The sequence below is a fragment of the Geobacter sp. PheSNFMC genome, from assembly GCF_059620965.1.
The window spans coordinates 24,804-37,745 of the sequence record NZ_JCAMRN010000033.1 but is presented as its reverse complement, the minus strand read 5'-3'; the positions used below and the strand labels follow the sequence as shown (position 1 = coordinate 37,745).

Genomic DNA, 12,942 nt, shown 5'->3' with positions numbered 1-12,942 from the left:
GTTCCCGTCCTGCACGGCCCCGCTCAACCGGGGCCTTTGTTTTTTCCCGCCCCTGCCTCAGGAAAGAACGGTTTCTCCAGGGCCTCTCTTCTTGATGATTTCTTGATGCGGTCCCCCCCTCTTTTGAGCCTGCGTTGAGGCGCCTTCCGCTATGGTAGTGACAAGGAGTTCACGCGGGAGGACGGCCATGAAAATCTATTTTTTCGATTGCGTCACGGGCGTGTACCAGGGTGAGGGGTTCGAGGACGAAACAATGGCCGGCACGATTGACGGGGCCACGACCGTGGCGCCGCCGCCCTACGGCAGGGGGGAAATACCGGTCTACCAGTGCCGGAGCAGGACATGGACCGTGACGACGCTCCCGCAGAAGACGAAACCCCACCCCACGCCGGACTGAGGCTCTGCTCAGGTCGGACATGAAGCGGGCAGGACACTCGTCGCGCCTCGGCAGCAGCCACAATGCCTCACCATTACTTCCGGGGGCTTCCCGCACGAAACACGAGAGCCGGGACCGGCCCCCGCCGGCATCCCACCGATGTGATACACTTACTAGCGTTGTTCAATCCGGAGATTGAACCATGAACCTGTACGAATGGCTGCAGACCGTACTCTTTTTCACCCTCCTCCTGGTTATGGTCAAGCCCCTGGGCGCCTTCATGGCCCGGGTCTTCCAAGGGGAGCGAACCGTCCTGTCTCCCGTTCTCGTCCCCTGCGAGAACCTCCTCTACCGCATCTGCGGGGTGAAGCACGAGGAGGAGATGGACTGGAAGCGCTACGCGCGTGCCCTGGTCCTCTTCAACCTGGTCCTTTTTGCGGCGCTCTTTGCCATGCTGACGCTGCAGCACCTGCTCCCCCTCAATCCACAGCGGCTGCCGGCCTTCCCGTGGCCCCTGGCGCTCAACACCGCCGTCAGTTTCGTCACCAACACCAACTGGCAGGCCTATGCCGGGGAGCAGGCAGCGAGCTACTTCACCCAGATGGCGGGACTGACGGTGCACAACTTCGTCTCAGCCGCCAGCGGCATCGCCGTGGCGATCGCCGTGATCCGCGGCTTTGCCCGGCGGACGACCGCCCTGATCGGCAACTTCTGGGTCGACCTGACCCGCGCCACGCTCTACATCCTGGCGCCGATCTCCCTGATCGCCGCCCTTGTCCTGGTTTCCCAGGGGGTGATCCAGAACGTCAGCGATTACAGGACGGTGTCCCTGGTCCAGCCGGTCGTCCACGACACGCCGAAGACCGATGCCGGGGGGATTCCGGCCGTCGAACGGGTGACCGTGAAGGAGGTCACGATCCCCATGGGGCCGGTCGCCTCCCAGGAGGCCATCAAGGAGCTGGGGACCAACGGCGGCGGCTTTTTCAACGCCAACTCGGCCCATCCCTACGAAAACCCGACCCCGCTCACCAACCTGGTGGAGATACTCCTGATCCTCCTCGTCCCCGTCTCGCTCACCTACACCTTCGGCGCCATGGTGGGGAACACCCGCCAGGGATGGGCGCTGCTAGGGGTCATGCTCCTGATCCTGGCCGCTTCCCTCGCGGCGTTGCATGCCATGGAATCCGGCGGCAATCCGCTGGTGGCGAAACTCGGCGTCCACGGGAGCAACATGGAGGGAAAGGAAACCAGGTTCGGTCCGGCCGGAAGCAGCCTGTTCACGGTGGCGACCACCGGCACCTCCTGCGGCGCGGTCAACACCTTGCACGACTCGCTCACGCCCCTCGGCGGCATGGTCCCCCTCACCCTGATGCTTTTGGGGGAACTGGTCCCCGGCGGGGTCGGTTCCGGCCTCTATACCATGCTCGCCTTTGCGGTGATCGCGGTCTTCGTCTCGGGCCTCATGATCGGGCGCACGCCGGAGTACCTGGGCAAGAAGATCGAAGTGCGCGAGATGTGGCTGTCGGTCGTCACGGTCCTGATTGCCGGCGTCACGGTGCTGGTGCTTTCGGGGCTCGCCATGGTCACCCCCCAGGCGGTGTCGTCCATGGCCAACCCCGGCGCCCACGGCCTCACCGAGGTGCTCTACGCCTTCGCCTCCATGGCCAACAACAACGGCAGCGCGTTTGCCGGCCTGAACGCCACCACGAACTTCTACAACCTCCTCGGCTCGGTTGCAATGATCCTCGGCCGGTATGTGCCGGCCGTGTCCATGCTGGCCCTGGCCGGCTCCCTGGCCGGGAAGAAGTATGTTCCGCAGAGCCTCGGCACGCTTCCCACCGACAAGGTGCCCTTCGCCCTCTGGCTCACCCTGGTCATCCTGATCATCGGTGCTCTCACCTTTTTCCCGGCCCTCTCCCTCGGGCCCATCGTGGAGCACCTGACCGTGATTTCGTAAGGGCACGCCATGAAGTGCCCCTACAGGAGACACTGATGTCAAAACACTCAGCGCAACCGATATCGCTTTTCGACGCCCGGATCGTGCGCCCCGCCCTGGCGGAATCCTTCAGGAAGCTCGACCCGCGCAGCCTCTGGCGCAACCCCGTCATGTTCTGCGTGGAGATGGCCAGCGTCATCACCCTCGCCACCTTTGTCATGTCGCTCGCCGGTGTGGGCAGGGAACCGGCCTGGTTCACCGGCCTCGTCTCCCTCTGGCTCTGGCTGACGGTCATCTTCTCCACCGTTGCCGAGTCCCTGGCCGAGGGGCGCGGCAAGGCCCGGGCCGCCAGCCTGCGCAAGACCCGCACGGAGGTGACGGCCAAGCGGCTGGGCACGCCCGAATTCGGCAGCGATGTCACGCCGGTCGGCGCCAACCAGCTCCGCAAGGGCGACTGCATCCTGGTGGAGGCGGGGGAGCTGATTGCCGGCGACGGCGAGGTGGTGGCCGGCGCGGCCCTGGTGAACGAGGCGGCAGTGACCGGCGAATCGGCGCCGGTGGTGCGCGAATCGGGCGGAGACCGGAGTGCGGTGACCGGCGGCACCACGGTGACCGCCAACGCCATCATCGTCAGGATCACCGCCAACCCGGGGGAGACGTTCCTGGACCGGATGATCTCCATGATCGAAGGGGCCAGGCGGCGCAAGACCCCCAACGAGATCGCCCTGGAGGTGCTCCTGATCGCGCTCACGGTGGTCTTCCTGCTGGTCTGCATCAACCTGAGCCCCCTTTCCCTGTACAGCGTGCAGGCGGCCGGCCGGGGAACGCCGGTCTCCCTCACGGTGTTGACTGCACTCTTCGTCTGCCTGGCGCCGACCACCATCGCGGCGCTCCTGCCCGCCATCGGCATCGCCGGCATGGACCGGCTGTTCCAGAAGAACGTCGTGGCCCTGTCGGGGCGGGCCATCGAAGCGGCCGGGGACGTGAACGTGCTGCTGCTCGACAAGACCGGCACCATCACCCTGGGGAACCGGGAAGCCGTCGCCTTCGTGCCGGTGGGCGGGCATACCGAACAGGAGGTTGCCGAGGCGGCCCTGATGGCGTCCCTGACCGATGAAACGCCGGAAGGGCGCAGCATCGTGGTGCTGGCGAAGCAGAAGTACGGCCTGCGCATGGATGAGCTTCCCGCCAGTGCCGTGAACATACCGTTCAGCGCCGAGACCCGCCTTTCCGGCATGGATGCGGGAGGGAGGCACTACCGCAAGGGGGCGTCCGATTCGACCGTCGCCTTTGTCACGGGGCTCGGCGGCAGGGCCGTTCCCGGCGACCTGGCCGACGTGGTCGACAGGATCGCCCGCGCCGGGGCCACGCCCCTCGTGGTTTCCGTGGACACCGAGATCCTCGGCGTCGTCAACCTGAAGGACATCGTCAAGGGGGGGATCCAGGAACGCTTCCAGCAGTTGCGGAGCATGGGGATCAAGACCGTTATGATCACCGGCGACAACTACCTCACCGCCGCGGCCATCGCCGCCGAGGCCCAGGTGGACGACTTCCTGGCCCAGGCCAAGCCGGAGGAGAAGCTGCGCCTGATCCGCGAGAGCCAGGAGGCCGGCCTCATGGTCGCCATGACCGGCGACGGCACCAACGACGCCCCGGCCCTGGCCCAGGCGGACGTGGCCGTGGCCATGAACACCGGCACCCAGCCGGCCCGGGAGGCAGCCAACATCATCGATCTGGACTCGAACCCGACCAAGCTTCTCGACATCGTGGAGGTGGGGAAGCAGATCCTCATGACCCGGGGCAACCTCACCACCTTCAGCATCGCCAACGACATCGCCAAGTATTTCGCTATCATCCCGGCCATGATGATCTCGGTCTATCCGCAACTGGGCGCGCTGAACGTCATGCGCCTGGCAACCCCCCTCTCCGCCATCCTCTCGGCGGTCATCTTCAACGCGCTCATCATCCCGCTGCTGGTGCCGCTGGCGCTGAGGGGAACCAGGTTCCGGCCCATGCCGGCCGAGAAGCTCCTGATCCACAACCTCCTCATCTACGGGGTCGGGGGGATCGTGGCGCCGTTCGTCGGGATCAAGGGGATCGATCTGGTGGTGGGGATATTTGTGTGACAAGGGGGACGCAGCCATGAAGGACCTGAAACCCGCCATCCTGCTGGTCGTCGTCTTTACCGTCATCTGCGGCGGCATCTACCCGGCGCTCGTCACCGGCATCGCCTCGCTCGCCTTCCCGGGGCAGGCCGCGGGGAGCCTCATCATTGACCGGCACGGCCGCGAGATCGGTTCCGGCCTGATCGGCCAGCCCTTCTCCGCGCCGGAGTATTTCTGGCCCCGGCCCTCGGCCACCCCCGGCTTCGCCTGCAACCCGGCCGGTTCCGGCGGCTCGAACGCCGGGCCGACCAATCCCGCGTACCTGAAAACGGTGGCCGACCGGGTCGCGGCGCTCAGGGCCGCTGGCGTTTCCGGTCCGATCCCGTCCGACCTGGTCCAGGCCTCGGCCAGCGGGCTCGACCCCCACATCTCGCCGGAAGCGGCCCGGGCGCAGATTCCCCGCGTCGCCGGGGCCCGCGGCATGAGCGAGGAGGCCCTGGCCGGCCTGGTCGCCGCCCATACCGAGGGCCGCCAGCTCGGGTTCCTGGGAGAACCGCGGGTCAACGTGCTTGCCCTGAATCTGGCATTGGATACACTGATGCCATGAGCGACATGGACGACGAGAGACGCCCCTCGCCGGAGGCGATGCTGAAACTGGCCCAGGCCGAAGAGGCGGAGGGGGCGCGGGGAAAACTGAAGATATTCCTCGGCTACGCCGCCGGCGTCGGCAAGACCTACGCCATGCTGCAGGCGGCCCGGGAGCGCAGGCATGAGGGGCGCGACGTGGTGGCGGCCTACGTGGAATCCCACGGCCGGCCGGAAACCGATGCGCTCCTGGAAGGGCTGGAAATCCTCCCCGCGGCCCGGATCGAGTACCAGGGGGTCATGCTCCCGGAGCTGGATATCGACGGGGTGCTGGCCCGCCGGCCCCAGCTCGCCCTGGTGGACGAGCTGGCCCACACCAACGCCCCCGGCTCCCGGCACGAAAAGCGCTGGCAGGACGTGGAGGAACTCCTGGCGGCCGGCATCGACGTCTTTACCACGGTCAACGTCCAGCACTTCGAGAGCCTCAACGACGTGGTGGCGCAGATCACCGGCATCGCCGTGCGCGAGACCGTGCCGGACCGGCTCCTGGACCTGGCGGCGGAGATCCGGCTGGTGGACATCCCGCCGGAGGATCTCCTGCAGCGGTTGCGCGAAGGGAAGGTCTACGTGCCGGAGCAGGCCGCGTTTGCCGCGGAAAAGTTCTTCCGCCCCGGCAACCTGATCGCCCTGCGGGAGCTGTCGCTCCGCCGCACCGCGGTCCGCGTGGACGGGGAGATGCGGGCCTACATGGAGGCGCGGGCCATTCCGGGCCCCTGGCCGGCGGCGGAGCGGCTCCTGGTGAGCATCAGCGGCAGCCCGTTCAGCGAGCGGCTGATCCGGACCACCCGCCGCCTGGCTGACGAACTGAAGGCCCCCTGGTTCACGGTCTACGTGGAGCCCCCCGGCGACGGCAGGCATGAGCAGGAAAACCGGAAACGGGTCTGGAAGGATCTCCGCCTGGCGGAAAGCCTCGGCGCCCAGGTCGCCACCGTGACGGCCACGTCGGTGGCGGAGGCGGTCATCGACTACGCCCGCAGGCACAACGTGACCAGGATCGTGGTCGGCAAGCCGGCCAAGCCGCGCTGGCGCGAGTTCCTGCACCTGCCCCTGGTGGACCGGATCATCCGCCTGAGCGGCGCCATCGATGTGCACGTGGTCAGCTACGAGCCGGCCGAAGCCGGAAAGGGGGCGGTCCCTCCCGCGCAACGGAGGCCGATTCCCCTCACCGGCTACCTGGCGAGCCTGGCACTGGTCGTCGCGGCCTCCCTGGCCTGCCTCCTGCTCCGTCCCTTCCTGGCGCCGACCAACATGGTCATGATCTATCTGCTGGCAGTGGTGCTGGCCGCGCTGAGGCTCGGCCTCAAGCCGGCCATCCTCACGGCCTTTCTGGGGGTCCTGGCCTTCGACTTTTTCTTCATCCCGCCGCACCTGACCTTTGCCGTGGCAGACACCCAGTACCTGATCACCTTTGTCGCCCTGTTCACCGTGGGCGTGGTCATCAGCACCCTGGTCTCCACGGTGCGCGAACGGGCCGAGGCCGTGCGGGAACGGGAAGAGCAGACCGCCTCCCTCTACTACCTGAGCCGCGACCTGGCCGCCGCCGCCGACATCGGAACCCTCGTTGGGGCCGTGGTCAGGAACATCGGCGAGTCCCTGTCCGCCAGGGTTGCCGTGCTCCTTCCCGAGGGGGACCGGCTCAGGGTCGCCGCCGCCAGCAAGGGGCTCAAGCCCGACGTCAAGGAGATGGCCGTGGCCGACTGGGCGTTCCGCAACCGCCAGACCGCGGGCCAGGGGACCGAAACCCTCGCCTCGGCGGGGTTTCTCTACCTGCCGCTCCAGACCGCGGGCTCCATCCTCGGGGTGCTGGGGGTCAGGCTGAAAAACGATGCCGACTACCGCTCCACCCAGGTCCGCCGCCTACTGGACGCCTTCACCTCCCAGACCGCCATGGCCCTGGAGCGGGTCCAACTCTCCCGCCAGGCCGAGCAGGCCCAGATCCTCCAGGCCCGGGAAAACCTCGAACGGGCCCTGCTCAACTCCATCTCCCACGACCTGCGCACCCCGCTCGTCTCCATCACCGGCGCCCTGGACACCCTGCGGGACAAGGTCCACACCCTGGCCGACGAATCCCGGCTGGAGCTGCTCGACACCGCGTGGGAAGAGGCAGAGCGACTGAACCGCTTCGTGGGCAACCTCCTCGACATGACCCGCCTGGAGTCCGGGGCCATCAAGCTCAAGAAGGAGCTGAGCGATGTTCAGGACTTGATCGGGTGCGCCCTGGCGGCCCTGGAACGGCGGATCGGCGAGCGCGGGATCGACGTGCGCCTCCCCCCCGACCTGCCCCTGGTCAGGATGGACATGGTCCTGATGACCCAGGTGCTGGTGAATCTGCTCGACAATGCGCTGAAATATTCGCCGCCCGACAGCGGCGTGGAGATTACGGCCCGGGTGGACGGCGGCAGGCTCCGAATCGAGATGACGGACCGCGGCCCGGGCATTCCCGAGCAGGACCTGAAGCGGGTCTTCGACAAGTTCTACCGCATTGCGGTGCCCGAAGGGGCCCAGGGAACCGGGCTGGGGCTTTCCATCTGCAAGGGAATCGTCGAGGCCCACGGCGGCTCCATCCGGGCCGAGAACCGGGCCGGGGGGGGGCTCCGGGTGACCCTGACCCTGCCGCTGGCCATCGGGGCGAAGGAGGGTGTTTCCCATGGCCCATGAAGCGAGCGGCATCAACCGGCCGCGGATCCTGATCGTGGACGACGAAGCGGCAATCCGCCGCTTTCTCCGCACCGTCCTCGATGGGGAGGAGTTCTCGCTCCACCAGGCCGAAACGGGTCACGCGGCCCTGGCCGCGGCCGCGGCCGTCCGGCCCGATCTCATCCTCCTGGATCTGGGGCTGCCGGACCTGGACGGGGTGGAGGTCATCAGGCGGATCAGGGAGTGGTCGCCGGTGCCGATCATCGTGCTGTCGGTCCGGGAGCGGGAGGACGACAAGGTGCATGCCCTGGACGCCGGGGCGGACGACTACCTGACCAAGCCCTTCGGCATCGGGGAACTGCTGGCGAGGATGCGGGTGGTGCTGCGCCGCTCCATCCGGCAGGCGCCCGAACCGATCTGCCGGATCGGCGGGCTGGAGGTGGATCTGCCGCGCCGCCGCGTGACCGTGGACGGGGCCGAGGTGCAGCTCACCCCCACCGAGTACGAGCTGCTGCGCCTCCTGGCGGTCCACGCGGGCAAGGTCCTGACCCACAGCCAGATCCTCCGGCAGATCTGGGGGATTGCCCACCTGGAACAGCCCCACGTGCTGCGGGTGAACGTCAGCAATCTCCGCCGCAAGATCGAGCCCGACCCCTCGCGTCCCCGCTACCTCGTGACCGAGCCCGGGGTCGGCTATCGCCTGAGGGTCCAATGAACGGCGCGCCGCCGGCCGTCACGGGGGACTTGACCTGCCGGTGGAACGGAGCATACTATGGAGGATATTCATGCAGCCGAGATCCGTTCGCGAGAACGGATGCGGGGGACCCACTTTGGGGGCGTATTCCGGCAATGGCGCCGGATAGAGGACTTTCAGCCTCGAGCCCGTCAGCTAACCTCGTAGGCATCTGGAAGGGCACGACAGCGGTCTCAGGGCCGCCGGCGCCTGCCGGCGGCTTTTCCGTTTCCCGCCCCTTCACGCACATCATCCGGGAGGCGCGTACATGAAGACCGAAGCCCAATCCTACTGGGGCGGGATCATCAAATCCATGGGCCTGGTGTTCGGCGACATCGGCACCAGCCCCATCTACACCCTCACGGTCATCATGACCCTGACCAAGCCCGACGCGGAGCACGTGCTCGGCATCCTCTCCCTCATCGTCTGGACCCTCATCATCCTCGTCACGGTCGAGTATGCCTGGCTGGCCATGAGCCTGGGCCGCAAGGGCGAAGGGGGGACCATCGTCCTCAAGGAGATCCTGATCCGGCTGCTCAAATCGGGGCGCCAGGCGGCCTTCGCGGGCTTTCTCGCCTTCCTCGGCGTCTCGCTGCTCCTGGGCGACGGGGTCATCACCCCGGCCATCAGTATCCTCTCCGCCGTGGAGGGGATGCGGCTGATCCCCGGCCTGGAGGACCTGGCCCAGGGGGGCCTGATCCTGGTGGCCGCGGTCATCGCGGTGTTTCTCTTCATCTTCCAGTTCAAGGGAACGGACAAGGTGGCCGCTGCCTTCGGCCCCATCATGGTCGTCTGGTTCTCGGCCCTGACGGTGTCGGGGCTGGCCTCGATCATCGGCACCCCCACGGTGGTCCAGGCGATCAGCCCCCACCACGCCGTCCTCTTCCTCAAGCACAACGGCCTGGCCGGCTTTTTCGTCCTCTCCGAGGTCATCCTCTGCGCCACCGGCGGCGAGGCCCTCTACGCCGACATGGGGCACCTGGGGAGAAAGCCGATCATCCGGGCCTGGTACTTCGTCTTCTGCGCCCTGGTCATCAACTACCTGGGCCAGGGGGCCTTCATCCTGCGCAACCCCGAGGCCACGAACATCCTCTTCTCCATGGTGAAGAGCCAGGTGCCGATGCTCTACATCCCGTTCCTGCTCCTCACCATCTCGGCCACGATCATCGCCTCCCAGGCCCTGATCAGCGGGGTGTTCTCCATCGTCTACCAGGGGATCACCACCCGCATCCTGCCGCTGATGAAAGTGGATTACACCTCCACCCACCTGAAGTCCCAGATCTACATCGGCTCGGTCAACTGGTCGCTCCTGGTGGCGGTCATCTTCATCATGATCCTGTTCCAGCGGTCTGAAAACCTGGCCGCGGCCTACGGCCTGGCAGTCACCGGCACCATGACCATCACCGGCATCATGATGATCATGATCTTCTCCCGCACCACCAAGAAGTGGAAGGTGCCCATCGCCCTGGCCGTGACCGTCATCGACTTCGCCTATCTCATCGCCAACATGCACAAGCTGCCCCACGGCGGCTACTGGTCCCTGGTGCTCGCCTCCATCCCCCTGGCGATCATGGTGATCTGGACCCGGGGCCAGCGAGCCCTGTACCGCTCCCTCAAGCCCCTTGACCTGGACACCTTCCTCCTCTCCTACGAACAGATCTACGCCAAGGGGCACAACATCCCCGGCACCGCACTCTTTTTCGTGCGGGAAACCCACGTGGTGCCCCCCTACGTGATCCACTGCATCATCCGGAGCAACATCATCTACGAGCGGAACCTGTTCGTCTCCCTGACGCGGACCGACGAGCCCTTTGACGTGAGGACGAAGCTGACGCGGAGAATCGGCACCGGGCTCGATGCCTTCGAGGTCAACGCCGGCTACATGGAGCGGCTGGACATCGAGAAACTGCTCAAGAAAAACGGGGTCGAGGAAAAGGTCATCTTCTACGGCATCGAGGACATCGACACCGGCAACCCCGTCTGGCGGATCTTTGCCACCATCAAGCGCCAGAGCGCCAACTTCGTCCAGTTCAACAAGCTGCCGGTCAGCAAGCTTCAGGGGGTGGTGACGCGGGTCGAGATGTAGCCTGCCAGGTGTTCAGGAAGGTTTCAAAGGTCCGCCGGAGCGGAGCCCCCTCCCCTTCGACCACGTTGTAGAAGGCGCGCAGCACCGGCCGGCCGGTGCCGGTGAGGCGGGCGATGTCGATGGGGGTGGCGGCAATCACCAGGTCGCACGGCACCGTGTCGATGGTCCGGGTCAGGTCGGCCACCTGGGCGGGGCTGTAGCCCATGGCCGGGAGGACCGGCCCGATGTGGGGCCAGGCGGCATAGACCTCCCGCAGCGAGCCAGCCGCCCAGGGGCGCGGGTCGACCACCTCCGCGGCGCCGTACTGGCGGGCCGCGGCAAGCCCGGCGCCCGATGGCATGGAGCCGTGGGTGATGGTGGGGCCGTCCTCGATAACCAGCACCCGCTTTCCCCTGATCCGCTCCCCGTCCGCCACGGTGATGACCGATTCCGTCCGCACCAGCGCAGCCGACGGGTTCACGCTCCGGGCCGCCTCCTCCACCGCCGCCACGGCCGCCGGTTCGGCGGCATTCACCTTGTTCACCACCACCACTGCCGCCCGGCGCAGGTTCACCTCTCCCGGATACCAGGAAGTCTCGTGGCCGGGACGCAGGGGGTCAGCCACCACGATCTCCAGGTCGGGGCGGAAGAAGGGGAGATCGTTGTTCCCCCCGTCCCAGATGATGACCGCCGCCTCCTTTTCCGCCCGCCGCAGAATCCTGCGGTAGTCCACCCCGGCGTAGACGATGGCCCCGTGGTCCAGGAGGTGCTCGTACTCCTCCCGTTCCTCAATGGTGCACCGGAAGCGGTCCAGGTCGGCCATGCTCTCCATCCGCTCCACGGCCTGGGCGGCCAGGTCGCCGTAGGGCATGGGATGGCGGACCACCACGGGACGGATGCCCCGCTCCCGCAGGATATCGCAGAAGTAGCGGACCACCTGGCTCTTGCCGCAGCCGGTGCGCACCGCGCAGACCGAGACCACCGGGAGCCGGCTCGCGAGCATGGTGGCATCGGGCCCCAGCAGGGTGAAATCGGCCCCGCAGGCCAACACGCGGGAGGCCGTGTGCATCAGGCGCTCATGGGCCACGTCGCTGTAGGCGAACACCACCTGCTCCGCCCTGAGGCGGCGGATGAGCTCCTCCAACTGTTCTTCGGGGAAAATGGGGATGCCGCGGGGGTAGAGCTTTCCGGCCAGTTCCGCCGGGTAGCGCCGGTCGCTGATGTAGGGGATCTGGGTTGCGGTGAAGGCCACCACCCGGCAGGCCGGGTTGTCCCGGAAGCAGCAGTTGAAGTTGTGGAAGTCCCGCCCGGCCGCCCCCATGATGATGATCCGTTTCCGCTTCATGTCGTCCCTCCGGTTATCTCCGTCCCCGCCGTTCCCGCCACCGCGGCCCCGATCTCGTCCAGATGGCAGATGACGGCTCGCGTGCCGCCCCCCCGGACAAAGCGGACGGCCGCTTCCACCTTCGGCCCCATGGAGCCGGGGGGAAACTCGCCCGCCGCCAGCAACTGCTCCGCCCGCGCCGCATCCATCTGCCGCAGGAACGTCTCCCCTGCCGTGCCGAAGCCGGTGGCCACCCCGGCCACGTCCGTGGCGATGACCAGGGTATCCACCCCCACTTCCCGGCCGAGGCAGGCGCTGGCCAGGTCCTTGTCGATCACCGCATCCACCCCGTGAAAGGCGCGTCCCTCCCGGGTCACGGGGATGCCGCCGCCCCCGCAGCAGATCACGATGAAATCCATCTCCACCAGCCGTTGGATCTCGTCCTTCTCCACCACGGTCAGGGGCTCGGGCGAGGCCACCACCCGGCGGAATCCCCGGGGGGTGCTCACCATGGGCCAGGCGAAGCGCGCGGCCTCCGCCGCCGCATAGTAGGGGCCGATGGGCTTGGTGGGAGCGCGGAACGCGGGATCGTCCTCCGCCACCTGCACGTAGCTGATCAGGCTCACCAGGCACCGCTTCTCGCCGCCCAGGGCCAGGAGTTCGCTCTCCAGGGTCGATTCGATCATGTAGCCGATCTGCCCCTGGGTCTGGGCCACCAGGATCTCCAGGGGCATGGCCGGCACCTCGGCGCACGACTCCTGCTGCATGAGGAGGTTGCCCACCTGGGGCCCGTTGCCGTGGGTGATGATGAGCCGGTACCGGTCGGTCAGCCGGGCGATCTGCCCCATGGGACGCCGCAGGTTGGCGAACTGCTCCGCGCAGGTCCCCCGTTCGCCCGGGCGGATCAGGGCATTGCCGCCGAGGGCGACCAGCAGGATGGGCCGGTTCGGGCTGTCGGTCATGGGTTCTCCCCTGTGGTGATCTGCCTGCCGCGGCCCTTGCCGGGGCCCGGGCTTCATGAATGACTCTGGAATGGTACCACAGAGATCGGCCGGATGCAGGCCCGGCCATTGACAACCGCCCCGGCAGGGGCTTTACTTTGCCTGACGCTACCGAGATTT

Annotated in this window: 9 protein-coding genes and 1 riboswitch; of the genes, 7 read left to right on the top strand and 2 right to left on the bottom strand. The window is 67.2% G+C overall.

Annotated elements, in window-relative coordinates; translation table 11 throughout:
• Positions 1 to 187 precede the first annotated feature (187 nt).
• The 7 genes from AC6CDK_RS09120 (at position 188) to AC6CDK_RS09090 (ending at position 10,518) form a co-directional block, all read left to right on the top strand.
• The gene (locus tag AC6CDK_RS09120) at positions 188 to 397 is read left to right on the top strand and encodes a hypothetical protein (RefSeq protein ID WP_039643486.1); all 210 of its coding nucleotides are present in this window, start codon (positions 188 to 190) and stop codon (positions 395 to 397) included.
• A 181-nt stretch (positions 398 to 578) separates the two neighbouring features.
• Positions 579 to 2,333, top strand: coding sequence for a potassium-transporting ATPase subunit KdpA (gene kdpA / locus AC6CDK_RS09115; protein WP_192905266.1), 1,755 nt, complete (start codon positions 579 to 581; stop codon positions 2,331 to 2,333).
• Positions 2,334 to 2,368: 35 nt separating this feature from the next.
• Complete coding sequence (gene kdpB, locus AC6CDK_RS09110) at positions 2,369 to 4,438, top strand: potassium-transporting ATPase subunit KdpB (RefSeq protein WP_192905267.1); 2,070 nt, start codon at positions 2,369 to 2,371, stop codon at positions 4,436 to 4,438.
• Positions 4,439 to 4,454: 16 nt separating this feature from the next.
• Positions 4,455 to 5,024 carry a potassium-transporting ATPase subunit KdpC gene (kdpC, locus tag AC6CDK_RS09105; RefSeq protein ID WP_192905302.1) on the top strand — a complete coding sequence of 190 codons (570 nt, stop codon included), beginning with the start codon at positions 4,455 to 4,457 and terminating at the stop codon, positions 5,022 to 5,024.
• Positions 5,021 to 7,720 carry a DUF4118 domain-containing protein gene (locus AC6CDK_RS09100; protein ID WP_192905268.1) on the top strand — a complete coding sequence of 900 codons (2,700 nt, stop codon included), beginning with the start codon at positions 5,021 to 5,023 and terminating at the stop codon, positions 7,718 to 7,720. Before kdpC ends, AC6CDK_RS09100 begins: the two co-directional genes overlap by 4 nt.
• Positions 7,710 to 8,414, top strand: a complete 705-nt coding sequence (locus AC6CDK_RS09095) for a response regulator (protein WP_039643476.1) — start codon at positions 7,710 to 7,712, stop codon at positions 8,412 to 8,414. The genes AC6CDK_RS09100 and AC6CDK_RS09095 overlap by 11 nt, the downstream gene beginning before the upstream one ends.
• Before the next feature lie 64 nt (positions 8,415 to 8,478).
• Positions 8,479 to 8,618: riboswitch (cyclic di-AMP (ydaO/yuaA leader) on the top strand.
• A gap of 82 nt (positions 8,619 to 8,700) precedes the next feature.
• Positions 8,701 to 10,518, top strand: a complete 1,818-nt coding sequence (locus AC6CDK_RS09090) for a KUP/HAK/KT family potassium transporter (protein WP_192905269.1) — start codon at positions 8,701 to 8,703, stop codon at positions 10,516 to 10,518.
• Here the strand turns inward: AC6CDK_RS09090 and AC6CDK_RS09085 are convergent.
• A complete protein-coding gene (locus AC6CDK_RS09085; RefSeq protein WP_192905270.1) occupies positions 10,478 to 11,842 on the bottom strand; it encodes a cyclic 2,3-diphosphoglycerate synthase in 1,365 nt (454 codons plus the stop codon). The two genes, AC6CDK_RS09090 and AC6CDK_RS09085, sit on opposite strands and share 41 nt — an antisense overlap.
• Entirely contained in the window at positions 11,839 to 12,783 is a 945-nt protein-coding gene (arcC, locus tag AC6CDK_RS09080) for a carbamate kinase (protein WP_192905271.1), read from the bottom strand. The genes AC6CDK_RS09085 and arcC overlap by 4 nt, the downstream gene beginning before the upstream one ends.
• Positions 12,784 to 12,942 lie beyond the last annotated feature (159 nt).